Below are 26357 nucleotides of genomic sequence, written 5' to 3'. Positions count from 1 at the left end.
GCCGACCCTGCCTCCATTCGCCGTTATCCGCAACCTGCCTGCCGGTGGAATCAGGCCTCCGTCCCGGCGACGTGGTTATTTCTGCAAGCCGATGTCGGCCATGTCGTAAGGCGTGGTCTGGTAGATCTCGTTGATCCAGTTGCCGACAAACAGATGGGCATGGCTGCGCCAGCGGTTGGGCGGCGTCAGGGACGGATCGTTGTGGGGGAAATAATCGTGGGGCATCTTGATCGGAATGCCGGCATCGACGTCGCGGAAATATTCGTCTGCCAGCGACGTTGAATCGTATTCGACGTGGTTGAACATGTAGAGCCGTCTTGCCGTCTTCTCGTGCACCAGGCAAATGCCCATTTCCGGCGATTCCATCAGGATTTCCAAGCCAGGGACGGTTTCGACATCCTTGCGGCGGACTTCCGTCCAGCGCGACACGGGCACGCCAAAATCGTCGGAAAAACCGTTGAGATAGACCGAGGACGGGTTCAGATTCTGGTGCCGGTAGACGCCAAATGCTTTTTCCTTCAGCAGGTGCTTCGGCACACCATGAAAATGGTAGACCGCCGCCATCGCGCCCCAGCAGACGTTCAGCGTCGAATGGACGTTGGTGGTCGTCCAGTCGAGGATCTGGCGCATCTCGTCCCAGTAGGTGACTTCCTCGAAGTCGAGCAGCTCGATCGGCGCACCCGTGATGATGAAGCCGTCGAACTTGCGGTGCCTGATTTCCTCCCACGTCTCGTAGAACGAAAGCAGGTGTTCCTCGGAGGTATTCTTCGCCTTGTGACCGCCGATGCGGATCAGGGAGAATTCGACCTGAAGCGGCGAGGCGCCGACGAGGCGGGCCATCTGTAGCTCGGTCTTGATCTTGTTGGGCATGAGGTTGAGCAGCCCGATCTGCAGCGGACGGATATCCTGACGGACGGCCATCGTCTCTGTCATCACCCGCACACCCTCTTTCACCAGGGTATCGAAGGCGGGCAGCGTATCGGGGATCTTAATGGGCATGCGCGTTACTCGATCAACTAAACCGGCGGCGAAAAAAACGAATCGCTACCGGTCCGCATGCGGCCCTGATTTAGCGACTTGTTTAACGTGGCTGCAAGCCGGCCGGCCAAATCACCACGGGATGTTAAATAGCGCTGGACAGGTTTCGAATCAACCTCAATCGCCGGCTGGGAAATGCGCGGTGCGGCGTGGTGAACCTGCAGGTGCATTCGAGCGTATAAGGCTTTCATAAGGTTTGAAGCGCAAGTTGATGGCGAGGAGGGCGGTTCCAGGCCAGGGATCGCTGGCGCGACGCGCTTCGGGCTCGCATGGATGGACATGTGCGGTGGCCATGACTATCTGAGGGATGAGGATCAGGATTTTTTAATGGCCGTTGATACCACAGAGAAGCCCAGCGTCCAGGGCGATGCGCGCGTCGGATACGACTTGAGTTTGCTGTACAGGTTGAGGATGATGCTTTCGGCGTTCTGGCATTCGCCCGTGCGCGTAAGGCTTATATCGCTCGTGGTATCGCTGTTCGTCATCATTCTCGTGACAGCCTATGTGCAGGTTCTTTTGAACGAGTGGAATGCGCCGTTCTACGATTCGCTAGCCCGCCGCGATCTCGACGAGTTCATGAAGCAACTCGGCGTCTTCGGGATGATCGCCGGCAGCCTGCTCGTTCTCAATGTCATCCAGGCCTGGCTCAACCAGATGGCGGCGCTCTACATGCGCGAGGGCCTGGCGCGCGATCTGGTCGACCAGTGGCTGAAAGGCAAGCGCGCTTTGCGGCTCGCCTCCTCCGGACTGATCGGCGTCAATCCGGACCAGCGCCTGCACGAGGACGCCCGCAACCTGGCAGAAAGCACCACCGGCCTTGCCATCGGCCTTGTCCAGTCGACCATCCTGCTGATCAGCTTCATCGGCGTGCTCTGGGAGCTGTCGAGTGGCTTCATCTTCCACTTTCGCGGCAGCAGCTTTTCGATCCCCGGCTACATGGTCTGGGCGGCGATCATCTATGCGGCTTCGGCTTCTTTCCTCAGCCAGTTCGTCGGCGGCAAGCTTGTGCGCCTGAATGCCGACCGCTACTCGAAAGAAGCCGAACTGCGCTTCGCGCTGATGCATGCCAACGAATACATGCCATCGATCACCACTGCCGGTGGCCAGGAAAACGAACGGCGGCGCATCAACGGCGACATTTCTTCCGTGCTCGGTGTCATCCGTAAGCTGGCGATCGCCAATACCAATCTTACCTGGGTGTCTGCCAGCTATGGCTGGATGGTACTGGTCATCCCGATCCTGGTGGCAGCGCCCGCCTATTTCTCCGGCGGCCTGAGCATCGGCCAGTTGATGATGGTCGTCGGCGCCTTCAATCAGGTCAACACCGCCTTGCGCTGGTATGTCGCCAACTTCGGCCCGATCGCCGAGTGGCGCGCGACTTTGATGCGTGTCACCGATTTCCGCGAGGCGGTGGTGGAGATGGATGGCGAGGAGCATCTGGCCAACATGATCGAGGTCGCCCGCGCCGCGCCTGATATGCTGGTGCTGAAAGATCTTGAAGTCTCCACCAAGACCAGCGACGACGTCGATGAAAATGGCTTCCGTATTCGCGAGGGCACGGTGACGATTGCCGCCGGCGAGCACATCATGATCAATGGCGATCACGGCGTGAACCGCAAGCTGCTGTTCCAGGCACTGGCCGGCGATTGGCATTGCGGCAAGGGCGAAATAGACCTGCCGCCGCTGGAAGACATGCTGTTCATGCCGCACGCCGCCTATGTTCCGAGCGGGACGCTGCGCGACGCGGTCACATTTCCGCAAGAGCGCGACGCGTACCCGGATTCCGACCTGGAGATGGCGATCGACAAGGCCGGACTGGCCAGGTTGAAGGGCAAGCTGGATACGAATGCCCGCTGGGACCGCATGCTGGATACCGACGAGCAGAAGGCGGTTGGCTTTGCGCATGCGCTGCTCGCCAAACCGCGCTGGCTGATTCTCGATGAAACGCTCGAGGGACTGGAGCCGGACATTCAGAAGCGACTAGTCGCTCTGCTCAAGGAGCTGAAGGATACGACGGTGATCTATATCGGCCGGTCCGAGGCCTATCTTGAGGCCATGTCACCGCGCGTGCTGCATCTGCAAGCGCTGGTGCCTCAAGATCCAACCGCGCCGCCGGCAAAGCCGGTTGCAGCGGCAGCCCGACGGCCGAATGTGGCCCGGCGCGCTCCGTTGCGCAAGGAACCAGCGCGTCCAGTCTGACTGGTGCTGCACGGCCGGAAAAGCAAAAGCCCCGACTCGCGAGCGTTCGGGGCTTTGTTTGGAGATGGGCAGCCAGGTAAGGGATCAGTCCTTGGCGCGTTCGACGTAGGAATTGTCTTCGGTCATGATGACGACACGGATGCCGGCATTGACATGTGGTGGAACCATCGTGCGAATGCCGTTCGACAGCATGGCTGGCTTGTAGGAGGACGATGCCGTCTGGCCCTTGACGACCGGCTCGGTTTCCATGATTTCCAGCGTCACGGTGCGTGGCATCTGGATGGCAAGCGCGATGCCTTCGTGCATCGACAGGATGCAAGTCATGCCTTCCTGCAGGTAGGCCTTGTCGTCACCCATAGTTTCGGCATCGACGGTCACCTGGTCGTAGTTTTGCGGGTTCATGAAGTGGAACCCGTCGCTGTCTTCGTAGAGGTATTGATGGTTGACGTCCTCGACGAAGGCGCGCTCGACCTGTTCGGTCGTGCGCCAGCGCTCGGAAACCTTCGTGCCATCCGAAATCCGGCGCATGTCGATCTGGGTGACCGGCGTGCCTTTGCCAGGGTGGAAATTGGCGGCCGTCAGCACGACGTAGAGCTTGCCGTCCACGTCGAGCACATTGCCCTTGCGGATCGAAGAGGCGATAACCTTGACCATAAGACTTCCTTGTAACGCAGCTTTTTGCATCGTAGAGGACGGACCAAGCCGGTTTCCCTGATGCAGCAATGTTTTCTTGGGGGCGCAACTAACCTAAAACGGTGGAAATAGCCACCCCGTCGCCGCTCATCCTATAAAAGAAAGCGCGGAATGAACGCCAGCCTGACAAAAGCATCTCCCTGGTGGACGCCCGGCGTCCATGCGGATCGACGGCCTTTTCTCATCGGCCGCAATGCGATCCAGGCGGCGCTGCGCGTTTTTTTTTCAGCAGGCGATTTCCTCGAGGTCGATACGGCAACCCTTCAGATATCGCCCGGCAACGAGGCACATCTGCATGCTTTCTCTACGCAAGCCCTGACGACCGACGGTCAGGCGGCACCCTTCTACCTGCACACGTCGCCGGAATTTGCCTGCAAGAAGCTGCTGGCCGCCGGCGAAAAGCGCATTGCATGCTTTGCCCACGTCTATCGCAACCGCGAGCGCGGGCCCTTGCACCATCCGGAGTTCACCATGCTCGAATGGTACCGGGTCGGCGAAGGCTACGAGCAATTGATGGCTGACTGCGTCGATATAATGCGGCTGGCGGCGACAACCGCAGGGGCCGCGCGGCTAGCGTTCCGGGGTGCGGAGTGCGATCCCTCTGCCGAGCCGGAGCGGATCAGCGTTGCGGCAGCTTTCCTGCAGCATGCCGGCATCGACCTCTTGTCCTCGGTTGCCGCCGACAGACAGACGGACCGCGACTGCCTCGCTGCGGAAATGAACCGCGTCGGCATGCGCGTTTCGGAGGACGATGGCTGGGCGGATATGTTCAGCCGGGTGCTGGTGGAAAAGATCGAACCGCATCTCGGTTTTGGCCGACCGACGATCCTCGATGAATATCCGGTCTCCGAGGCCGCTCTTGCCAGGCCCTCGGCGCGGGATCCGCGTGTCGCCGAGCGCTTCGAACTCTATGCCTGCGGCGTCGAGCTTGCCAATGGCTTCGGCGAACTCACCAATGCCGCCGAACAGCGGCGGCGGTTCGAGATCGAGATGGCGGAAAAGGCGCGGGTCTATGGCGAAACCTATCCGCTCGACGAGGATTTTCTCGACGCGCTTGCCATCATGCCCGAGGCAAGCGGCATCGCCCTCGGTTTCGACCGGCTGGTGATGCTGGCTACCGGAGCATCCCGCATCGAGCAGGTGCTTTGGGCGCCCGTTGCGGAGTTCGGAAGATGAACGTCATTCGACCGATCAGGACAGTCGACGATCTTCAGCGGGCATCGCTTGTCGATGGGCAAAACGCGGCGTCGCTGGAAGCGGTCGCGGAACGTTATGCCATCGCGCTGACGCCTGCCATTGCCGCACTGATCGACCGCACCGATCCCGATGATCCGATCGCCCGGCAATTCGTGCCCGATATGGCAGAGCTCGTGGTGACGCCGGAGGAGCGTGCCGATCCCATCGGCGATGCGGCCCACAGCCCGGTCACAGGCATCGTCCATCGCTATCCCGACCGTGTGCTGCTGAAGGCGGTGCATGTCTGCCCCGTCTATTGCCGATTTTGCTTTCGCCGCGAGATGGTCGGTCCGCAGGGTATGGGCACGCTGGATGCCGGCGAACTCGATGCCGCCTTCGACTATATCCGCGCCCATCCAGAGATATGGGAGGTGATCCTCACCGGCGGCGATCCGCTGGTTCTGTCGCCCCGGCGTCTCGAAGACCTGCTGTCCGGCCTTGCCGCCATCGACCACGTCAAGATCGTCCGCTTCCATACCCGCGTGCCCGTCGTCGATCCGAGCAAGATCGATGCGGCGCTTGTTGCTGCGCTGAAGGTGAGCGGCAAGACGGTCTATGTGGCGCTGCATGCCAACCACCCGCGCGAACTGACGGCGGACGCGCGCGCGGCCTGTGCCCGTCTTGTCGATGCCGGCATCGTCATGGTCAGCCAGTCCGTGCTTTTGAAAGGTGTCAACGACGATCCCCAGGTGCTGGCGGCGCTGATGCGCGCCTTCGTGGAAACGCGGGTCAAACCCTATTATCTGCACCATCCGGATCTTGCTCCCGGCACCAGTCATTTCCGGCTGACCATCGCTGAAGGCCAGCGGCTTGTCGCCGACTTGCGCGGCCGGTTGTCCGGTCTCTGCCAGCCGACCTATATCCTCGATATTCCCGGCGGGTACGGCAAAGCAGCCATCGGCGAGCACGCAATCCGCAATGTCGGCGAGGGTTGCTATTCGGTTGCCGATTTCCGAGGCGAATGGCACGATTACCCCCCGCCATCCGGCAGCGGCAAACCGGACTAGGTGAGATCCCGCGATCACTCGCGAAAATGTATCTTCTTCCTATTTTCTGGACGCATCCGGGAGCGTTGCTCTACCTCCCCGGTCTGATCCGCGCTAAGAGAAGCAACCCTCGATATTATTAGCAGGTCGGCGGATTGCATTCTGTCCGGATCATGAACAATGGCCGGCAAACGCTCATCCTTCGTTAACCAGAAGGCTTAGCGGTATGTTGGAATTTTGTGCCTAAAACAACCTCAGATAAGGCGGGACGACTGCCGAAAACACCTGGAGACGATTGGATGAACGAGACAATCCGTGGTTTGCTCACCAAGCTCGGCGGCCTGCCAGTGCCCGTCGACAGCATTGCCGACGACGCCGATCTCTATGCGGCAGGCCTCTCCTCCTTCGCATCCGTGCAGTTGATGCTCGGACTCGAAGAGGCGTTCGACATGGAGTTTCCGGACAACCTGTTGAACCGCAAGTCCTTCGCCAGCATCAGCGCCATCACCAGCACGGTGGATGCGATCCTCGGCTCCAGAAAGGTCGCCTGATGAGCGTGGCGGTGGCGATAGCGAAGGACAATCTCAATGCCCGCATCGCCCGCGTCGCGGCAGTTGCTGCAGCACATGCCGATGCTGTTGACGGCGAATCGCGGTTTCCGCGCGAAGCCGTCACAGCCCTGAAGGCCGAACGCCTGCTGTCGATCCAGATCCCGACCGAATTTGGTGGAGAAAGCGCGACAATCACTGAAATCGCCGCGCTGTGCACCGTGCTCGGACAAGCCTGCGCGGCCACCGCGATGATTTTCGCCATGCACCAGATCAAGCTGTCTAGCCTGGTCGAGCACGGCGAGGGCAGCGACTGGCATCGCGATTTCATGCGCCGTATCGCCCGTGACCAGCTGCTGCTGGCGTCTGCCACGACCGAAGGCGGGATCGGCGGCAACATGCGCAACAGCATCTGCGCCATCCGCGTCGAGGGCGACAGCTGCTTCCTCGAGAAGGACGCCACCGTCATTTCCTACGGCGCCTATGCCGACGCCATCCTTATCACATCGCGCGCCCACGCCGATGCGGCGCCCTCCGACCAGGTCCTGACGGCCTTCCTCAAGGACCAGTACACGCTCGACAGAACCTCCGTCTGGGATACGCTCGGCATGCGCGGCACCTGCTCCGATGGCTTCGTGTTCAAGGGAGAGGCGCCGGCCGTCCAGATCCTGCCTAAACCGTTTGCCGAGATTGCCGCGCAGTCCATGCTTGCCACCTCGCACCTCTTGTGGAGCGCGCTCTGGTACGGCATCGCCGCCGATGCGGTGGCTCGTGCCCAGGCTTTCGTGCGCGCTGCGGCCCGCAAGTCACCCGGCACGCCTCCGCCCGGCGCGCTGCGTCTGGCAGAGGTCTCCGGCCAGCTGCAGATGGTCAAGTCGAACGTCGTCGCTGCGCTGAAGGTCTACGAGGACGCCAAGCTCGATGCCGACCGCCTGTCGTCGATGGCTTTCGCGGTGGCGATGAACAACGTCAAGATCGTCTCCTCGGAAGCGATCCTGCCGATCATCAACCACGCTATGCTGATCTGCGGCATCATGGGCTACAAGAACGGGACGCCCTACAGCCTAGGTCGCCACTTGCGCGACGCGCATTCGGCGCAGCTGATGATCTCGAACGACCGCATCCTTGCCAACACATCGACGATGCTGCTGGTCCACAAACAAGACACCAATTTGCTGGGGTAATCGCCATGGACATGCAGGTTTCTTTTCTCGATCGGCTTTTCGAATCAGGTCTCCTGATCGACACCGGTGTCGATGGCCTCTATGGCCGCAGCGGCCAGTTTGAAGACGTCATCGCTGCCTTCGAGCGGTTGATCGACAGGTTCGGCGGTGGCGACGGTGCCGAGGCGATGCGCTTCCCGCCCGGCATGAACCGCGCGATCTTCGAAAAGAGCGGTTACATGAAGAGCTTTCCGCAGCTGGCCGGCACAGTCCACAGCTTCTGCGGCGGCGAGATGGACCACATGAACCTTTTGAAATGCATGGAGGTCGGCGACGACTGGACCAAGGGCCAGGAGGCAACCGAGATCGTGCTGACGCCGGCCGCCTGCTATCCTCTCTATCCGACGGTAGCCCGCCGCGGCAATCTGCCTGTAGAGGGCGCGCTGTTCGACCTGCAGTCCTATTGCTTCCGCCATGAGCCGTCACAGGATCCCGCCCGCCAGCAGCTTTTTCGTATGCGCGAATATGTCTGCATGGGCACCGAGCAGCACGTCACGGATTTCCGCCAGAGCTGGATGGATCGTGGCGTCGAGATGATGAAGTCGGTCGGTCTCGATGTCGTCATCGATGTCGCCAATGACCCGTTCTTCGGCCGCGCAGGCAAGATGATGGTCAACAACCAGCGCGACCAGAACCTGAAGTTCGAATTGCTGATCCCGATCACCTCGACCGCCAATCCGACGGCCTGCATGAGCTTCAACTACCACCAGGATTCGTTCGGCACCAAATGGGGCCTCAACCTCGCCGACGGCAAGGTCGCTCATACGGCCTGCGTCGGCTTCGGACTGGAGCGCATCGCGCTGGCTCTGTTCCACCATCACGGGCTCGACGTAAAGGCCTGGCCGGCGCCGGTGCGCGACGTCCTGTGGGGCTGATCGTCGGGATGCCGTCAGTATTTCCCGGGCTTGATCCTGCCGCCTATTCTCGCCATGGGCTGCACGACAGCGAACGGATGTGGCCGGAAACCAACTGCTATATCGATCTGTGGATCGAGGTGCTGAACACGATCGGCCTGCCGCCCGAGGCAATGCTCGGCTTCACTATGGGACAGGATTTCGAGGGCGACCAGTTCACCTTCTTCAAGGTGCCGCTCGAAGACCTCGAGGCGCTCTATGGCATCCGCTGCACCGAACTTGCCATCTACGACGATGTCGAACGGCATCTCGCCGTGCAGATCACGCGCGGGCGGCTTTGCCTCGTCGAGATGGATTCGTTCTACATGCCGGATACGCAAGGCGTCGCCTACCGTGCCGAGCACGGCAAGACGACGGTCGCCATCAACCGGCTAGACGCTGGTGCCCGCGAACTCGATTATTTCCACAATGGCGGCTTCTTCCGACTCTCCGGCGAGGACTTCGATGGCGTTTTCCAGCGACATCTGCCGGAAGGTGCGCCGCCGTTCCTGCCCTACACGGAATTCGCCAAATTACCGCTGCAGCCGCCCGCCGAAGCTGAAATCCGCCAGACAGCCCGTCGCCTGCTGGGGGCTCATTTTGCCAGGCGTCCGCGCGACAACCCGATTCGCGCCTTTGCCACGGTATTTGCCGCCCAGGTCGAGGCGATTGCGGACAGGCCGTTCGGCGTGTTCCACAAATATGCTTTCAATACGCTCCGTCAGGTCGGCGCCAATTTCGAACTGGCCGGCAGTCATCTCGACTGGCTGTCGCCGGAATTCGCTGCTGCAAGTGCGCAAGCCCGGCGGCTCTCAGAGGCTGCAAAGTCGGTGCAGTTCCAGATCGCCCGGGCTGTGACGCGGCGGAAATTCGAGCCGCTGCACACCGCGCTTGATCCGGTGGCGGATGCATGGGATGCCATGGTCGGGCTTCTGGAACGACAGGTCTGAAACGGGCAATGGCAATCGAGGGGCGTTTGGCAGGCATCGGCGCTGAAGAGACGCTGATGGGCGAGGGGTGGACCCTGGTCATGACCGCTCCCGGCGAATGGGAGACGCCCGCCGACGTGTCGCTGGGCGCAGCCTTCATCCCGGCCATGGTGCCCGGCACCGTCGCAGAAGCGCTGGAGAAGGCGGGCCTGTTCGACCGAGAGCATCCGGCACCGCTGAACGATCGCGACGCCTGGTATTTCTGCCGGCTGGTCGACGCAGCGCCTGGCGATGCCGTTCTTCGCCTTTCCGGTCTTGCGACACTCTGCGAGGTCTTTCTCAACGGCATCATGCTTCTTGCCAGCGAGAGCATGTTCGAAAGCCATGACCTACCGGTGACCTTGCTCGGCGGCGACGAACTGAGCCTATGTTTTCGGGCGCTGGCGCCAAGGCTTGCAGAGCCCGGTCCGCGCGCTCGTTGGCGGCCGCAAATGATCGTGCCGCAGGGGCTGCGAACGGTCCGCACGACGTTGCTCGGCCATATGCCGGGCTGGTGCCCCGAGATCCATGCCGTTGGCCCCTGGCGGCCGATATCGCTGCTGCGGTATGGCCCCGTCGTTGGCCGCGATCTCTTCCTGCGGACGGAACTCAGCGAGAGCGGCGAGGGGCGGCTGCATGTTTCCCTGTTGCTCGAGGGCAAGGCCGGCGCCATCGTGCTTTCCTGCGCCGGGGTCGAGCAGAGCCTCGCAAGCGATGGCGCTGGCCATTGGGCAGCGACTCTGATGATCCCCGCAGTGCCTCCGTGGTGGCCCAACAGCCATGGGACGCAAGATCTCCACGACGTTGCCCTCGTCATCGACGGTGTCGTCCACGCCGCCGGCCGTACTGGATTTCGCCGCATTGCAGTCGATCGCGGTGCCGATGGCCGGGATTTCGCCCTCGTCGTCAATGGCGCGCGCATTTTTTGCCGGGGTGCGGTCTGGACCAGCGCCGATATCGTCCGGCTGCCCGGCGACCGTGCTGCCTATGAGCCGTGGCTGCGGCTGGCGGCAGAGGCCGGCATGAACATGGTGCGGATCGGCGGCACGATGGCCTACGAAACGCCCGAGTTCTTCAGGCTCTGCGACGAGCTCGGCATTCTCGTCTGGCAGGACATGATGTTTGCCAATTTCGATTATCCTAAAACCGACAAGACATTTCACGCGCATGTCGAGAGGGAGGCCGTCGGATTTCTCGACGCCATCAGCTTGTCGCCGTCGCTGGCCGTCATCTGCGGCGGCAGCGAAATGTACCAGCAGGCGGCGATGATGGGGCTGCCCGAGCGGTTCTGGCTAAACCCGGTGACGGAAGAGATCCTGCCTGCGGTCGCCGAGGCAAGGCGCCCGGACGTGCCCTATGTCGCCAACTCACCCGTCGGCGGGGCCATGCCATTTTCGCCCGATACAGGCGCTACCCATTACTATGGCGTCGGCGCCTATCTAAGGCCGCTCGACGATGCCCGTCGCGCCAATGTCCGTTTTGCAGCCGAAAGCCTCGCCTTCGCCCATGTGCCGCAGCAACGCACGCTCGATGCGCATCTGCCGGCTCCCGCCGTCCACAGCCCGCAATGGAAGGGCCGCGTGCCGCGTGACCGCAGTGCGTCCTGGGATTTCGAGGATGTCCGCGATCACTATCTGCGGGAACTCTACGGTTTCGATCCGGCCCAATTGCGCCGCGAGGACCCCAATGTCTATCTCGACCTTTCGCGCGCCACCACCGGCGAGGTGGTGGAGGCGACCTATGGCGAGTGGCGGCGCACGGGCTCGAGCTGCAGTGGCGCGCTGGTCTGGACGCTGCAGGACCTCCTGCCCGGCCCCGGCTGGGGGGTGATCGATTCGACAGGCGAGCCAAAGCCGGTCTGGTATGCGATGCGCCGTGCCTTCCGGCCGGTGCAGGTGCTGATGACCGACGAGGGTACCAACGGGCTTGCCGTGCATGTCATCAACGAGACCGCTGCGCCGCTTGCACTCGAGCTCGAGGTTTCGGCCCTGCGGGACGGACGGCAGGTTGTCGTCAGCGGCCGGCGCGAACTGACGCTCGATGCGCGCTCCAGCCAGGAAATCGCCTGCACCGATCTGTTCGGCGCCTTCTTCGACACCACGTATGCCTTCCGTTTCGGACCGCCGTCGCACGATGTCACCGTTGCCCGCCTGCGGTCGCTGGTATCGGACCCGCAGATACCAGGTGCGATCCAGGCCGAGGCCTTTCACTTCCCGCTCGGCAGGGCTCGGGCCTTTCACGCGCCCGGTATCGTTGCTGCTGTCGTCTTCGAGGATGGCGCGTGGTTCGTCGATCTCGACTGCGAGCGGCTCGCCCAGTCCGTCCATATCGAGGCGGAGGGTTTCAGGGCCGAGGACGACTGGTTTCACCTCGCGCCGGGAGCGCCACGTCGCGTCAAGCTCATCCCGAGGGATGCCGGAGTGGTGGATAGACCGCCGGCCGTGCGGATCGGCACCGTCAGCAGCCGGCATATCGTCTCAATATGACGTAAGAGAGCGGCGCCGCGATGGCGTGGCTACTGTGCGTCAGGCGAGTTCGCCGTAGAGGTGTATCCGCACACGTTCAGGGTCTGGCAGCACATTGTCATACAGCGCACCGTAGCGCTCGGCGACCTTGTCCCAGGCGTAGCTGCGGGAGATGCCGAGCAGTTCTTCGCGAATGCCTGTTCCCTGCGCCACAAGGCGCGCAAAGGCGGCTTCGAGGGCTTTTGCCGACCGCTGCGCCCCGGAAAAATCGGTTAGCATTAGCGCCGGATGGGTTCTGGCGAGTGCCCGGAAGGCGTCGTTGCTGTCGAGCACGGGCAGAAGCCCGGCGCTCATGGCCTCGATGACGGCAAGCCTCGAGCCGGCGCTGTCCGAGGCCGATGCAAAAAGCGAGGCGCGGGCAATCGTGTTTCGGATGGTACAATGGTCGTCCGAGACCTGCAGCGAGACATGCCGCGACAGGCCACGCGACCGGATGTCAGCGTTGAGCGTCTGGCCATCAAGACCGGAGGGCGTGCCGATGATGTCGAGATGCCAGTCTGGATGGCGCGGGGCGAGCACCTGCATCACATCGAGCAGCCGGTCGAGCCGGGCTTCCGAAGACAGCCCGCCGATGGTGACGATCCGGCGACGGGCATCGAGAGCGGCGCAGTTGGCGAACTTCGCGACGTCGGCGCCGCTGCCGATCGACGTGGCGCGGTTGCCGACGATGGTGTCGAAAAGCCGGTGGTCCGGCTCGCTGCTGCAGGCAATGCAACTATAGGCTTTGCAGGAGCGGCGCGTCACGAGGCTAAACCACAGCTTCTTCATCTCTGCGTGCCGGCTTTCCTGCAGGAAGTTGTCGCTGATGGTCGCGACAAGCGGTCGCCGATGTAGAAACCGGCCCCAGGCCAGAGCATCGAAGCAGAAATCGACCCCGTGGACATGGACCAGGTCGGCATCGGCGATATGCTTGAAGACCTCGAGCGCCGCCGGATAGACGTTGTTGCCGGGACCGGGAATTCGCACGATATCGAGACCGTCTATCATGTCCCGCGTCGCCCGGTTGCCGGCTATGTCGGAAGCCGGGTTCTGGCAGGTGACGACGCGGATGCGGTAGCGGCGCGACAGCTGGCGGCAAAGGGTGGCGACGGCGTCCGTGCCTTCGCTGTCAGGCAGGAACGCGCGTACCACATGGACGATCAGGGGTCGTCGTTCGTCCGGAATGTTGAAATCGCGGCCATGCGCCTGCGCCAATGTCATCGGTCCACCCTCGCGCCAAAGTTCGATCTCCGGCATGACACGCGTCGTGTCTGTCTGGGGTCAGCAAATCACCGCGCCAGTTAAGGAAACGCTAAATTGCCTCCGTCACCGGCGGATACGGCGGGAAAGGGTTAATGCGACCCTGAGGTAAGGCATGCTTGGTATGGGCGGATTGTGCGCGTTGTCAGAAGGCCCGGAAGGTCAGCGTCGTCAGCGAGCGGACGATGCCCGGGATGTTGGCGATGGTGTCGTTGATGAATTTGCCGATGTCCTGGTCCTCGCCGACATAGACCTTCATCAGGAGGTCGTAGTCGCCGCTGGTCGAATAGAGCTCGGAGACGAGTTCCGTCTGGTAGATGGCATCGGCGACCTCGTAGGTCTTGCCGGGGGCGCATTGCAGCTGAACGAAAATGGGCTTCATGGCTCTATCCTGGCACATTTGAGACAAACGATGTGCCTGCCTGCATATCCGCGTAACCCTCCGCAATCAAGCAAGCCCGCATCCTCCAGCCTTCGCGGGTACAAGGATGAGGGACGCAGGATCCGACTGAGACCGGCCCATCCTGACTGCCACAGTGAGAGGAATGCCCCATCAGAATAGCGAGCGCAGTGCTGTAAACCCTCGGCCTACGAAATCGCCGAAGAAGTATGGGCCGAGGCCCCATACGGCGGTCCAGAGTGCGGCGCCGATGATGTTGGCGGTGAGGAAGCGGGCCCACGGCATGCCCATGGAACCAGCAATCAGGCCGTTCAGCTGCCGCAGGAGAATGAAGAAACGCGCGGTGACGACGATGATCGGACCGCGAACCCGGAATATCTCCTCGAACTTGTGCAGCCGTTCCGGTGTCAACCGGACCATCCAGCCATGCTTTTCCAGTAGCGGCCTTCCGCCGTAATGGCCGATCAGGTAGCCGGTGAAATCGCCGGCGACGGCCGCGACCCAGACGACAAAAAAGACGCTGACGATGTTCAACTCGCCTCGGGATGCGAGCAGCGATGCGCTGACGAGGGCGCTCTCGCCGGGAAGCGGTGCGCCGAGCGATTCGAAGTAGATGATCAGGAAGAGGGTCAACAGGCCGTATTCGTGTAGGAAAGGCTGGATCGACGACCAGGCATCATGCAGGAAGCTCAAGGGCGGCCCTCGGGGTCACGGGTTCGATGCCAGATGCCTATCCCACTCCCGGCCGGCAGGCCAGACGGGAGCGGGAAATTTTGCGCGAAGGCGAGATCAGAACGTCGCGGTGACCGGATCCGGACCGATGCGGCCGCCGGGGGTGTCGAGCGTGTCGATCTGCTTCAGGTCATCGGCATCGAGCTTGAAGTCGAATACCTTGAAGTTCTCGGCGATGCGGCTCGGGGTGACCGACTTCGGAATGACGATCAGGCCAGCGTCGATGTGCCAGCGAATGATCACTTGCGCCGGCGTGCGACCGTACTTGCCGGCGATCTTTCCGATCACGGCGTTATCGAGCAGCTTGCCCTGGCCGAGCGGGCTCCAGGACTGGGTCTTGATGCCGAGTGCATCATGGGTCTCGTGCAGCGCCCGCTGCTGGAAATCCGGATGCAGTTCGATCTGGTTGAGAACAGGCGTGACGCCGGTCTCGCCGATGATGCGGTTCAGGTGCTCGGCAGCAAAGTTGGATACGCCGATCGATTTTGCCCGGCCTTCGCTGTGCAGCTGGACGAATGCCTTCCAGGTGTCGAGATACCGGTCCTTGGATGGTGCCGGCCAATGGATGAGGTAGAGGTCGACATAGTCGGTGCCGAGGCGCTTCAGGCTTTCGTCGAAGGCCTTCAGCGTGCTGTCGAAGCCCTGTGCGTCGTTCCAGAGCTTGGTGGTGAGGAAGATATTCTTGCGTTCGACACCGGAGGAGCGGATGCCCTCGCCGACGCCTTCTTCGTTGCCGTAGATGGCGGCGGTGTCGATATGACGGTAGCCGGCCTCGATTGCGGCGCGCACGGCCGGTGCGGCTGTCTCGTTCGGCGTCTGCCAGACGCCGAGGCCGACCTGCGGAATGGAACGGCCGTCGTTAAACGTGATGCGGGTTTGATCGGTCACACTGTCTCTCCGGAAATGACGGTCAATCGGAATGCGGGGCGGAGCGAACCGACTGCGGTCCGGCGCCTAGCCCCGCCGGCTCAAAGGCCGACGCCTCTCATATAGGTCGCGTCCGGCGTTTATCACCCCTCCCGAAGAGCGGTGGCTAAAGCACGCGGACGATGCTGCCCTTGCCGACATGGGAGAGCAAGCGGCGCATGTGGGGCAGGCTGACGGCAATACAGCCGGCTGTCGGCTCGAAACCCGGGCGGATCAGGTGAAAGAAGACCGCCGAGCCGCGATTGCGCTGCCGCACTGAAATATTCCAGTCGAGCACGAGGCAGATGTCATACACCCCGTCATCGCGCATCATCTCCTCGTGACCGGCGCGAAAGGGTGCCTTGACCAGCGTGTTGTAGCTGGCGTGGCCTGGATCGTCGCACCACAGCATGCCCGGCCGGATACGGCGCATGGCAAGCATCGTCGCCGGCGTCAGGAGGCGGTCGCCTCGCATGAAGCCCGAGAGAAGCCGCATCGACGCGATCGGCGTGGCGCCGTCACCCTCGCGTTTGCGCACGGTCCTGCCGTTTCGTCCGATTGCGGCCGGCACGACGACCCCGTCGAAGGCGACAAGCGCGCGGCTGCGGTTTCCCGGTGCGGGGCGAACCGTGATGATCGTTCGGCGTGTAACTGGCTGCTGCCTTGCTTTGCCCATCTTTCTCAAGTGTTCTCTCTCGCCTGCTCGCTCCATTGATGAAACTCTAGCAGTTTCAAGGGGACGACCAAGCGGCAAGCGTGCCTTCGCTTGCCAAAAACGCAATTTGGCGTAAGCCTTTAATCGGATCGAACCACACAAGGACGAGAGCCGTATGACCGCACGCACCATTCTACTGGTGGACGATGACACCGATCTGCGCGAGATGCTGGTCGAACAATTGTCGCTTTACGAGGAATTCACCGTCCTGCAGGAAGCCAATGCCGGCAAGGGCATAGCCACGGCCCGCGCCACGGCCGTTGACCTGCTGATCATGGATGTCGGTTTGCCGGACATGGATGGCCGCGAGGCCGTCAAGCTGCTGCGCAAGGGCGGCTTCAAGCCACCGATCATCATGCTGACCGGCCACGACACGGACTCGGACACGATCCTGGGTCTCGAAGCCGGTGCAAACGATTATGTTACCAAGCCGTTCCGCTTCGCGGTGCTTCTCGCCCGTGTCCGCGCGCAGCTGCGCCAGCACGAGCAGAGCGAGGATGCGACCTTCACGGTCGGCCGCTATCTGTTCAAGCCGAGCCAGAAGCTGCTGACCACGGAAGACGGGCAGAAGATCCGGCTCACTGAAAAGGAAGCGGCAATCATCCGCTACCTCTACCGCGCCGACCAGAAGGTGGTCACCCGTGATATCCTGCTCGAAGAGGTCTGGGGCTACAATTCCGGCGTCACCACCCATACGCTGGAAACCCACGTCTACCGCCTGCGCCAGAAGATCGAGCGCGATCCGTCGAATGCCGAAATTCTGGTAACGGAAAACGGCGGCTACAAGATCATCCCGTAAGGCGTTTCCGATGGCCCTGAGTGACGATATCCAGCTGTTTTCGCAACTGCCGCTGTTCCAGGGCATGGGCGAGGATCAACTGCGGCTGATCGCCTTCGGGGCCGACCGGCGGCATATCGCTGCCGGCCAGACGCTGTTTCGCGAGCGGTCGCCGGCTGAATGCGCCTATGTGGTGGCTAGCGGCCGTTTCGAACTGACGACGCAGGATGGCAAGGGCGCATCGCGCGTTGAAGCGCTCGTCGAGGCAGGCACGCTGTTGTCCGAGCTGGCGCTGGTGACGCTGGTCGAGCGCAAATACACGGCCATCGCGCTGGAGGATTCCACCGTCGTCCGCATTACCCGGGCGCTGTTTCACCGGCTGATCGAGGAATATCCCGAGGCAGCGCAGCTTATCGAACGCCGGGTGCGCGACAATTTCAATATCATGGTCAATCAGGCGGTCGCGATGCTCGACCGCTTTTCATAAGGCCGGCTCAGAGATCGAAATGCGCCGTCACCGGCACATGGTCGGATGGCCTGTCCCAACCGCGCGCCTCTTTGAGGATGTCGATGCGCTGTAGCAGGGGCCCGAGATCCGCCGACCCCCAGATATGGTCGAGACGGCGACCGCGATTGGCCTCCTGCCAGTCCTTGGCGCGGTAGCTCCACCAGGTGTAGAGCTTTTCGCTGGCAGGCACTGTCTGGCGCATGAGATCAACCCAGGCTCCACCGCTGATCACCTCCAGCAGGCCTTCCGTCTCGACGGGCGTATGGCTGACGATCTTCAGCAACTGCTTGTGCGACCAGACATCGTTTTCGAGCGGCGCGATGTTGAGATCGCCGACGAGGATGGCAGAGGTGTCGGGCTCGGCATTGGCATGCAGCTGCTTCATCTCCTCGATGAAATCGAGCTTGTGACCGAATTTCGGGTTGATCGCCCGGTCCGGCTCGTCGCCCCCGGCCGGCACATAGAAATTATGCAGCCGCACCCGCCGGCCGCCACGCTCGAAGATTGCCGAGATATGCCGGGCATCGCCGACGCCGCAGAAATCCTGGCGGCGATCCTCGACCAGCGGGATGCGCGAGGCGATGGCAACGCCGTGATAGCCCTTTTGGCCGTGGATGATGATGTGCTCGTAGCCCATGGCGCGCAGCGGCGCCAACGGGAAGAGATCGTTGATGACCTTGGTTTCCTGCAGGCAGAGAATGTCCGGCTGCTGCTGCTGCATCACCAGCTTTTCGATGATCGGCATGCGCAGCCGCACCGAATTGATATTCCACGTGGTGATCGAAAAGCTCATGCCATGCCTCTTGAATGGATGGCCATGGCTTAGACCGAGCCGCAATGAAAGGAAACTGCCCGAACGGCGAAAAGCAAAGGGCGGCCGCTCGCCACGACCGCCCCAACAGAGAAGATGAAAAAGGTTCAGTGGCGGGCGCTGGTGTCGCTCGGAATCTTGAACACGCTCTCGTCGAATCCGACGTTGGTCTTGACGTTGCTGATGACGACCGACGTGTCCTTGCCCTGGTTGTCGGTCACCGTCCACTGGCGCAGATCGTAGGTCTTGGAATCGAACATCATGGTGATGGTCGAATCGCCGAAGATCGTCCGGCTGCCCAGCACGATGGTGGTCAGCGTCGGTTCGACCTTGACGCTGCGCACCATGTCGGCCGAAAGGTCGATCTTGCTTGCGAGCAGCAGTGTCAACGGCGTCTTCGACAGCGGATAGGTGTTCCAGGTCTTCAGCTGCGAATTGCCGACCACGACGTTGTAACCGTCGGAGATCACCCGCATCGGCGATGGATCGTCGTAGTTGAAGCGCATCTTGCCCGGCCGCTCGATGAAGAACCGGCCGCCGGTCTGGTCGCCACGCGGACCGAACTGCACGAAAGAGCCCTGCATGGTCTTAGTTGCGGAGAAGTGATCGGCAATGGCCTGGGCCAGCGCCGGCGGCGGCGCGTTGGAGGTCGCCTGGGCGAAGGCATTGAAGGGCAAGGCGGCGGCCACGAGACCCACCGCACAAGCGCCGATAAAATGACGGCGCGTCAGCGCAAAACGGGTCCCGGCGGCAACGCCGGCTTCAGTGTTTTTCATGCGAATCTCCTTTGCCGATCTCTATGACGCTCAAAATCGGCGGCTTCATGACATTCATGATGCCCGATATAGGGCGGGGGACCGGATTTGCCGAGGGTCGGGGGAGACAGAAGGCTGCCGTGCCGCTCAGCGGTCGAGGATATCGGCTTCCGTCGGCACCAGGATCTCGCGCTTTCCGGCATGGTTGGCCGGGCCGATGATGCCCTCCTGCTCCATCCGCTCGATCAGCGAGGCGGCGCGGTTATAGCCGATGCCTAGACGGCGCTGGACATAGGATGTCGAGGCCTTGCCGTCGCGCAGTACTACAGCCACGGCCTGGTCGTAGGGATCGTCCGAATCCGACAGGTTACCGGTGCCGACCGGACCGTCGCCATCCTCGTCGTCCTCATCGCTGTCTGCGGTGATGGCGTCGAGATATTGCGGCTGCCCTTGCGTCTTCAGGTAGGCGACGATGTCCTCCACCTCGCCATCGGCAACGAAGGGGCCGTGAACGCGCTGGATGCGCCCGCCGCCGGCCATGTAGAGCATGTCGCCCATGCCGAGCAGTTGTTCGGCACCCTGCTCGCCGAGAATGGTGCGGCTGTCGATCTTCGAGGTCACCTGGAAGGAGATGCGGGTCGGGAAATTCGCCTTGATCGTGCCGGTGATGACGTCGACCGAGGGACGCTGGGTTGCCATGATGACGTGGATACCGGCGGCACGCGCCATCTGCGCCAGCCGCTGGACCGCGCCTTCGATGTCCTTGCCGGCGACCATCATCAGGTCGGCCATCTCGTCGATGATGACGACGATATAGGGCAGCGGCTTGAGATCGAACTCTTCCGTCTCGTACATGGCCTCGCCGGTCGCCCGGTCGAAGCCCGTCTGCACTGTGCGCGAGATCGCCTCGCCCTTGGCAGCCGCCTGCTCGACGCGGGTGTTGAAACCGTCGATGTTGCGAACGCCGATCTTCGACATCTTCTTGTAGCGCTCTTCCATCTCGCGGACGGTCCATTTGAGCGCGACGACGGCCTTCTTCGGGTCCGTAACGACAGGCGACAGCAGATGCGGAATGCCGTCATAGACGGAGAGTTCAAGCATTTTCGGATCGATCATGATCAGGCGGCATTGCTCCGGCGTCATCCGGTAAAGCAGAGACAGGATCATGGTGTTGATCGCCACCGACTTGCCCGACCCGGTGGTGCCGGCGACCAGCAGATGCGGCATCTTGGCAAGGTCTGCAATGACAGGTTCGCCACCGATGGTCTTGCCGAGCGCCATGGCAAGCTTCGCCTTGGAGGTCTCGAAATCCCGGGATGCGATCATTTCGCGCAGGTAGACGGTTTCGCGGATATTGTTCGGCAATTCGATGCCGATGGCATTGCGGCCGGGGACGACGGCAACGCGGGCAGCAATGGCGCTCATAGAGCGGGCAATATCGTCGGCAAGGCCGATGACGCGCGACGACTTGATGCCGGGCGCTGGTTCGAGTTCATAAAGCGTGACGACGGGCCCCGGGCGGACGTGGATGATCTCGCCCTTGACGCCGAAATCCTCGAGCACGCCTTCGAGCATGCGCGCATTCTGTTCCAGCGCATCGGCCGACAGCGTCGAGTCGCGCACCACGGCTTTCGGTTCGGCTAAGAGGTGCACGGCCGGCAGCTGGAAGCCTTGCGGGCGGATGAACGAGGTCTGTGCCTCACGTTCCGCACGGGCGCCAGGTTTCGGACGCGGTGCAGGCGGAATGACGCGGTGGCCGGCGTTGGAAGGCGAAGCTCGGGAGCCGATCGGGCGGATGACGTCGTCGTCATCGGGCAGAATGCCGGCAGGACGACGCGGGTCCGCGTCAAACGGCGCGTCGTCGTCGTCGTCATAGTCTGCGTCACCGACGGAGATCGGCGGCGCCGAGATGACGCGGCGTGACGGACTGCCATCCATGGACGGCTCGAGCCGCTCGCTGCGGCTGGCTGCCGTCTTGGCACGGGCAGGCTCGTTCAGGCGACCGAATTCGTCGTCGTTGAAATCGTAAGGGGCGTCGAAGGCGTGGTCGCGCCGCTGGCGGGGACCCATGCCGAACAGCCGGCGCAGGCGCGCCTTGGCGTTGTACCACATGTGGATGACGACGCCGAAGGCAAGAAACCGCGGCTCGTCGTCCTCCGCATCGTCACCGACGGCGCGCATGCGGCTGGGGATATCGTCTTCCTCGTCCTCTTCGAAATCGAAATCGTCGATGCTGTTACCGATCAGGCCTGCCGCAAACAGCATGCACCAGATGGCTGGCACGGCAAAGACGGTGCCAACGACGGCGCCGAACACGCCGCTCGGATAGGCACCGACGAACAAGGCCGGAAAGCGCAGGATCATGTCTCCGATGACGCCGCCGATGCCATTCGGGATCGGCCAGGTGAGCGGCTCCGGCAGGCAGCCGACGGCAGCGGCGGCGAGCGCTGCACCGCCGACCCAGGCCGCCAGGCGCGCAGGCAGGCGATGAAGCTTGCGACCGGAGACGAGGGCAAGGGCCCAGGCGACGACCGGCAGCATGACGATGACGCTGGAGAGCCCCAGCGCCTGCATCACGACATCGGCAAAGATGGCGCCGTAGGCACCGAGGATATTGGTGGGCGCATTGCTGGTGGCGTAGGAATAGCTCGGGTCCATCACGTTCCAGGTCGCCAGCGCGGCAACGGCCAGCGCCAAAACAAAGAACAGGACAAAACCAGCGAGCCCGGTAATCTGCCGGATCACGAATGTCGAGAGCGTGAAGCGGACGGGACGACCGTCCAATGCTGGCGAATTGCTTCTGCCCATAATGCTTAAGCCCGTCTGTTGGCGATGATCGGACGAATCGACGCAATGCCGATCATTCAATACGTCAGTCCCACCTAACCAGACGAGGGTTAAAGCGGCGTTAACCATGCCTGACGGGCCAGCTCATTCCACGAAAAAGGCCCGAACCGGAGGCTCGGGCCAAAGACGACCGATCTTTCGACCTGACGCGACGGGAGGATCAGTCCTGCCGAAGACGTAGCTTCGGCAGGACGGGCTCTCGGATTACGAAGCGTGGTAGGCGGCTTCGCCGTGCGAGGCGAGGTCGAGGCCTTCGCGCTCGGCTTCGACCGTGACACGCAGGCCGACGATGACATCGACAACCTTGTAGAGGATGAGCGAGCCAACGCCGCACCAGACGATAGTGGTGACGACAGCCGTCAGCTGGACCATAAGCTGGCTGCTCATCGTGACGCCTTCTGCATAGCCGACGCCGCCGAGCGATGCACTGGCGAAGATGCCCGTTGCCAGCGCGCCGAAGATACCACCGATGCAGTGGACGCCGAACACGTCAGCCGTGTCGTCGTAGCCGAACTTGTTCTTTACGACCGAGACGAAGAAGTAGCAAAGCGGCGAAACGATGAGGCCGAGTACGATGGCACCCATCGGGCCGACGATGCCGGCAGCCGGTGTAACGGCAACCAGACCGGCAACCATGCCGGACGCGCCGCCGAGCATCGAAGCCTTGCCGCGTGTCAGTGTTTCGACCAGCGACCACGAAACGATGGCGGCGGCAGTGGCGATGAAGGTGTTGACAGTGGCAAGCATTGCGCCGCCGGAAGCTTCAAGGTTGGAGCCGGCGTTGAAGCCGAACCAGCCGACCCAGAGCATGGAAGCGCCGACCATGGTCAGTGTCATGGAGTGTGGAGCCATCATGTCCTTGCCGTAGCCTGTGCGCTTGCCGATGAGCAGCGCGCCGCAGATACCGGCAACACCGGCATTGATGTGCACGACGGTGCCGCCAGCGAAATCGAGGGCGCCCATCTTGAACAGGAAGCCGTTCGAATCCCAGACCATGTGGGCGATCGGGAAGTAGACGAAGGTAACCCACAATGCGCAGAACAGCACCGAGGCCGAGAACTTGATGCGTTCGGCATAGGCACCGATGATCAGAGCCGGCGTAATGGCGGCGAAGGTCATCTGGAAGAGCATGAAGATGAATTCAGGAATCACGACGCCCTTGGAGAAGGTTGCCGCCGTGGTCGTGGTGTTGACGCCCGACAGGAACATCTTGGCCGTGCCGCCCCAGTAAGGGCTGGTGCCGCCGCCGAAGGCGAAGGAGTAACCGTAGATAACCCAGATCAGCATGACAGTGGCGCCGATGACGGTGCACTGCATCAGCACGGAAAGCATGTTCTTCGAGCGGACAAGGCCGCCGTAGAAAAGTGCAAGGCCGGGAACGAGCATGAACAGGACGAGGATCGTCGAGATGAACATGAAGGCGGTGTCGCCCTTGTCAGGCGCCGGGGCAGCGGCAACGGCGGTTGCGGCAGCATCGGTCGCAGCCGGTACGGCCGTCTGCGCGAACGCGATCACCGGCGCGAGCAGAGCGGCAGAAGCGACGCCCAGCCCTGTCAGCGTGGAAGACAACTTGGAAAGAGACATTGCGGAAAACTCCCTGATCGGCCGTGACTTACAGCGCTTCTGAATCGGTTTCGCCGGTACGGATACGCACGGCATGGTCAATCGAGTAAACAAAGATCTTGCCATCGCCGATCTGGCCGGTCTTGGCAGATGCGGCAATGGCTTCGACTGCCTTGTCGACGATCTCGGTGGAGACCGCGACTTCGATCTTCAGTTTCGGAAGGAAGCTGACCGCATATTCCGTGCCGCGATAGATTTCGGTGTGCCCCTTCTGACGCCCGTAGCCCTTCACTTCCGTCACGGTCAGGCCCTGAATGCCGACCGCCGTGAGAGCCTCACGGACCTCATCGAGCTTGAACGGCTTGATAATGGCCATCACAATTTTCATCTGGTTCCCATCCTTTGTTACCCTCGGCACTGGCCGACCCTTCTCGACGCCGACCATCGAATGGGCAGCGACTGATCTTCTACATTCAAAGGCCGTGCCAGATTCAATTCAGCCATTAAGCCTTTAAAAATCAATAGGATAAAAACTCATCCCCAAAAATGAGGCAATTTCGGCCCTTGAAAGCGAGCAAATATAAGGCAAATTTACGATTTTGCACGTTAATTAGGCATTTGCCTTTTTCCGAATCAAGCCTTCCTGGGCGACGGAGGCAATCAGCACGCCTGACCGGTTGAAAAGGCTTCCCCGGGCCAACCCCCGCGCTCCGGAGGCGCTCGGACTGTCCTGCGTGTAAAGAAGCCAATCGTCCAGCGCGCAGGGGCGGTGGAACCACATGGCGTGATCGAGGCTCGCCACCTGGAGGCTGGGATCGAATATCGATGTGCCGTGCGCAAACAGCGCGCCGTCGAGAAGCGTCATGTCCGACAGGTAGGCCAGCACGGCCGCCTGGTAATGGCGATCGTCCGGCACCGGGCCGGTCGCGCGCACCCACACGTCCTGCTGCGGATCGAGCTTGGTGCTGGAAAAATAATGCGTCAGCGACACCGGCCGGATCTCGATCGGCCTCGGTTGCTCCCAATACCTGCGGATCGAGGCCGGCGCCTGGGCGAGATATTTCTCCTTGATCTCCTGTTCCCCGAGCAGATCCTCCGGCGCCGGTCGCTCCGGCATGGCAATCTGGTGCTCGTAGCCCGGCTCGTCGATCTGGAACGAGGCCGACATCGAGAAGATCGCCTGGCCGTGCTGGGTCGCCAGCACGCGCCGGGTGGCAAAGCTGCCGCCGTCACGCAGCCGTTCGACCTGGTAGAGGATCGGCACGGAGGGATCGCCCGGCCGCATGAAATAGCCGTGCAGGGAGTGGATATGACGGTGAGCATCCACTGTGCGCTGCGCCGCCATGACGGCCTGGCCGACCACCAGGCCGCCGAACACCCGCTGCCAGCCGACATCCGGAGAGACGCCACGGAAGAGATTGACCTCGATGGCCTCGAGATCCAGTGTCGAGAGCAACTGTTCCATGGCGGCGAAATGGGGGTGGCGCGACATAATGGATGCTCTCCGGCAGTAGGAACGGACGTCAGGCTGCTCTATATAGACGGGCAATGGATCACGGGAAGCAGGAGAGCACAATGTTGGACATGCTGGTGGTAGGTGGCGGTTATGTGGGCCTTTCCGCAGCGGTGGCTGTCAAGCAGGCCGCCCCGCATCTCGATGTTATGGTGATCGAGGCTGCGCCCGAGGACAGCTGGAAGAAGGACCAGCGCGCCTCGGCGATCATCACCGCAGCCTCGCGTATGCTCTCCGTCTTCGGCGTCTGGAACGAGATCCTTCCCGAGGCCGAACCGATCACCAAGATGATCGTCACCGATTCGCGCACCGCCGACCCCGTTCGCCCCGTCTTCCTGACCTTCGAGGGTGCAGTTGTCGAAGGCGAACCCTTTGCCCACATGGTGCCGAACGTCGCCATGGTCGGCGCGCTCAGGGGAGCCTGCGAAAGGCTCGGCATCACCATCCGCGAAGGCCTCTCCGCCACCGACTTCAAGACTGCCGACAGCAGCGTTTCGCTGACACTCTCCGACGGCAGCATGCTGGAGGCCAAGCTGCTGGTTGCCTGCGACGGGGTCAAGTCGAAGCTGCGCGAGATGGCCGGCATCAAGACCGTCAGCTGGAATTACGGCCAGTCCGGGATTGTCACCACCATCGAGCACGAGCGACCGCACAATGGCTGCGCCGAGGAGCACTTCCTGCCCTCCGGTCCCTTCGCCATCCTGCCGCTCAAAAACAATCGCTCTTCGCTGGTCTGGACGGAGCGCACGGCCGACGCCGACCGGCTGGTCGCTGCCGACGACCTAATCTTCGAGGAGGAACTGGAGCGTCGCTTTGGCCGCAAGCTCGGCGTGCTGAAGGTGGTCGGCGGCAAACGCGCTTTCCCGCTCGGCCTGACGCTTGCCCGCGCTTTCGTGGCACCACGTCTCGCTCTCGCCGGCGATGCCGCGCACGGCATCCACCCGATCTCAGGCCAGGGTCTCAATCTGGGCTTCAAGGACGTGGCGGCGCTGGCGGAAACCATCGTCGAGGCAGACCGCCTCGGTATCGATATCGGCTCGATCCACACGCTGGAGCGCTACCAGACCTGGCGTCGCTTCGACACCTTCCGGATGGGCGTCACCACCGATGTACTGAACAGGCTGTTTTCAAACGACGTTGCCCCGCTGCGCATCGCGCGCGATTTCGGCCTCGGCCTTGTCGACAGGTTGCCGGCGCTGAAATCCTATTTCATCGGCCAGGCTGCGGGCACGAGCGCCGCTCACAATCCCCGGCTGCTTGCAGGCGAAGCGATTTGAGGCT

The 26357-nt window shown here is 62.2% G+C and carries 24 protein-coding genes and 1 riboswitch; of the genes, 11 read left to right on the top strand and 13 right to left on the bottom strand.

Translation table 11 applies throughout. The features are described from left to right. Positions 1-75: 75 nt before the first annotated feature. A complete protein-coding gene (gene metA, locus PR017_RS14865) occupies positions 76-999 on the bottom strand; it encodes a homoserine O-acetyltransferase MetA (RefSeq protein WP_111219566.1) in 924 nt (307 codons plus the stop codon). A gap of 47 nt (positions 1000-1046) precedes the next feature. Then, positions 1047-1127: riboswitch (SAM riboswitch) on the bottom strand. Positions 1128-1365: 238 nt separating this feature from the next. Here metA and PR017_RS14860 point away from each other — a divergent pair. Next, positions 1366-3237, top strand: coding sequence for an ABC transporter ATP-binding protein/permease (locus tag PR017_RS14860; RefSeq protein WP_111219568.1), 1872 nt, complete (start codon positions 1366-1368; stop codon positions 3235-3237). Between the two features lie 84 nt (positions 3238-3321). Here PR017_RS14860 and efp read toward each other — a convergent pair whose 3' ends face one another. Next, positions 3322-3891: an elongation factor P gene (gene efp, locus PR017_RS14855; RefSeq protein WP_111219570.1), complete on the bottom strand. Its 570-nt coding sequence runs from the start codon at positions 3889-3891 to the stop codon at positions 3322-3324. Between the two features lie 150 nt (positions 3892-4041). Between efp and epmA the strand changes: the two genes are divergently transcribed. From epmA to PR017_RS14820, 7 genes are all read left to right on the top strand, one after another. Continuing rightward, positions 4042-5106: an EF-P lysine aminoacylase EpmA gene (gene epmA, locus PR017_RS14850; RefSeq protein ID WP_111219572.1), complete on the top strand. Its 1065-nt coding sequence runs from the start codon at positions 4042-4044 to the stop codon at positions 5104-5106. Then, on the top strand, positions 5103-6173 hold the full coding sequence (locus tag PR017_RS14845; RefSeq protein WP_111219573.1) for a lysine-2,3-aminomutase-like protein: 1071 nt from the start codon (positions 5103-5105) through the stop codon (positions 6171-6173). The genes epmA and PR017_RS14845 overlap by 4 nt, the downstream gene beginning before the upstream one ends. A gap of 278 nt (positions 6174-6451) precedes the next feature. Further along, entirely contained in the window at positions 6452-6703 is a 252-nt protein-coding gene (locus tag PR017_RS14840) for an acyl carrier protein (RefSeq protein ID WP_111219575.1), read from the top strand. Then, positions 6703-7884, top strand: a complete 1182-nt coding sequence (locus tag PR017_RS14835) for an acyl-CoA dehydrogenase family protein (RefSeq protein WP_111219577.1) — start codon at positions 6703-6705, stop codon at positions 7882-7884. Before PR017_RS14840 ends, PR017_RS14835 begins: the two co-directional genes overlap by 1 nt. A 5-nt stretch (positions 7885-7889) precedes the next feature. Then, positions 7890-8798, top strand: coding sequence for an amino acid--[acyl-carrier-protein] ligase (locus PR017_RS14830; RefSeq protein ID WP_111219579.1), 909 nt, complete (start codon positions 7890-7892; stop codon positions 8796-8798). An 8-nt stretch (positions 8799-8806) separates the two neighbouring features. Beyond that, a complete protein-coding gene (locus PR017_RS14825) occupies positions 8807-9766 on the top strand; it encodes a DUF1839 family protein (RefSeq protein WP_240538968.1) in 960 nt (319 codons plus the stop codon). Positions 9767-9780: 14 nt separating this feature from the next. After that, entirely contained in the window at positions 9781-12270 is a 2490-nt protein-coding gene (locus PR017_RS14820; RefSeq protein ID WP_111220015.1) for a glycosyl hydrolase 2 galactose-binding domain-containing protein, read from the top strand. Between the two features lie 39 nt (positions 12271-12309). On the opposite strand, the gene PR017_RS14815 is transcribed toward PR017_RS14820, so the two are convergent. From PR017_RS14815 to PR017_RS14795, 5 genes are all read right to left on the bottom strand, one after another. Beyond that, positions 12310-13545 carry a glycosyltransferase family 4 protein gene (locus PR017_RS14815; RefSeq protein WP_240538969.1) on the bottom strand — a complete coding sequence of 412 codons (1236 nt, stop codon included), beginning with the start codon at positions 13543-13545 and terminating at the stop codon, positions 12310-12312. 148 nt (positions 13546-13693) lie between these two features. Beyond that, positions 13694-13930: an Lrp/AsnC ligand binding domain-containing protein gene (locus PR017_RS14810; RefSeq protein WP_111219583.1), complete on the bottom strand. Its 237-nt coding sequence runs from the start codon at positions 13928-13930 to the stop codon at positions 13694-13696. 171 nt (positions 13931-14101) lie between these two features. Continuing rightward, the gene (locus PR017_RS14805; protein WP_111219585.1) at positions 14102-14641 is read right to left on the bottom strand and encodes a DedA family protein; all 540 of its coding nucleotides are present in this window, start codon (positions 14639-14641) and stop codon (positions 14102-14104) included. A gap of 96 nt (positions 14642-14737) precedes the next feature. Further along, positions 14738-15568 (bottom strand): aldo/keto reductase, encoded by an 831-nt coding sequence (locus tag PR017_RS14800; RefSeq protein WP_111219586.1) that lies wholly within the window; start codon positions 15566-15568, stop codon positions 14738-14740. Positions 15569-15713: 145 nt separating this feature from the next. After that, the gene (locus tag PR017_RS14795) at positions 15714-16262 is read right to left on the bottom strand and encodes a L,D-transpeptidase family protein (protein ID WP_111219588.1); all 549 of its coding nucleotides are present in this window, start codon (positions 16260-16262) and stop codon (positions 15714-15716) included. 154 nt (positions 16263-16416) lie between these two features. Between PR017_RS14795 and PR017_RS14790 the strand changes: the two genes are divergently transcribed. Together PR017_RS14790 and PR017_RS14785 are read left to right on the top strand one after the other, a co-directional pair. Continuing rightward, entirely contained in the window at positions 16417-17100 is a 684-nt protein-coding gene (locus tag PR017_RS14790; RefSeq protein ID WP_111219590.1) for a response regulator transcription factor, read from the top strand. Positions 17101-17110: 10 nt separating this feature from the next. After that, complete coding sequence (locus PR017_RS14785; RefSeq protein ID WP_111219592.1) at positions 17111-17566, top strand: cyclic nucleotide-binding domain-containing protein; 456 nt, start codon at positions 17111-17113, stop codon at positions 17564-17566. A 7-nt stretch (positions 17567-17573) separates the two neighbouring features. On the opposite strand, the gene PR017_RS14780 is transcribed toward PR017_RS14785, so the two are convergent. The 6 genes from PR017_RS14780 to tesB all read right to left on the bottom strand — a co-directional run bounded on the left by PR017_RS14780 (position 17574) and on the right by tesB (position 25055). Next, positions 17574-18380: an exodeoxyribonuclease III gene (locus PR017_RS14780; protein WP_111219594.1), complete on the bottom strand. Its 807-nt coding sequence runs from the start codon at positions 18378-18380 to the stop codon at positions 17574-17576. Positions 18381-18505: 125 nt separating this feature from the next. Continuing rightward, positions 18506-19174 carry an outer membrane lipoprotein carrier protein LolA gene (locus tag PR017_RS14775; protein ID WP_111219596.1) on the bottom strand — a complete coding sequence of 223 codons (669 nt, stop codon included), beginning with the start codon at positions 19172-19174 and terminating at the stop codon, positions 18506-18508. A 126-nt stretch (positions 19175-19300) separates the two neighbouring features. Then, positions 19301-21961 carry an FtsK/SpoIIIE family DNA translocase gene (locus tag PR017_RS14770; RefSeq protein ID WP_111219598.1) on the bottom strand — a complete coding sequence of 887 codons (2661 nt, stop codon included), beginning with the start codon at positions 21959-21961 and terminating at the stop codon, positions 19301-19303. 243 nt (positions 21962-22204) lie between these two features. Further along, entirely contained in the window at positions 22205-23584 is a 1380-nt protein-coding gene (locus PR017_RS14765) for an ammonium transporter (RefSeq protein ID WP_111219600.1), read from the bottom strand. A gap of 28 nt (positions 23585-23612) precedes the next feature. Beyond that, positions 23613-23951 carry a P-II family nitrogen regulator gene (locus PR017_RS14760; RefSeq protein WP_111220017.1) on the bottom strand — a complete coding sequence of 113 codons (339 nt, stop codon included), beginning with the start codon at positions 23949-23951 and terminating at the stop codon, positions 23613-23615. 222 nt (positions 23952-24173) lie between these two features. Further along, complete coding sequence (gene tesB / locus PR017_RS14755; protein ID WP_111219602.1) at positions 24174-25055, bottom strand: acyl-CoA thioesterase II; 882 nt, start codon at positions 25053-25055, stop codon at positions 24174-24176. 56 nt (positions 25056-25111) lie between these two features. Here tesB and PR017_RS14750 point away from each other — a divergent pair, with 56 nt between their 5' ends. Beyond that, complete coding sequence (locus PR017_RS14750; RefSeq protein WP_275113021.1) at positions 25112-26353, top strand: ubiquinone biosynthesis hydroxylase; 1242 nt, start codon at positions 25112-25114, stop codon at positions 26351-26353. Positions 26354-26357 lie beyond the last annotated feature (4 nt).

It is taken from the genome of Rhizobium tumorigenes (genome assembly GCF_003240565.2).
In the GTDB taxonomy this organism is placed as follows: Bacteria; Pseudomonadota; Alphaproteobacteria; order Rhizobiales; family Rhizobiaceae; genus Rhizobium; species Rhizobium tumorigenes.
The sequence above is the reverse complement of the archived record's forward strand: the minus strand, read 5'-3'. Positions and strand labels throughout refer to the sequence as shown.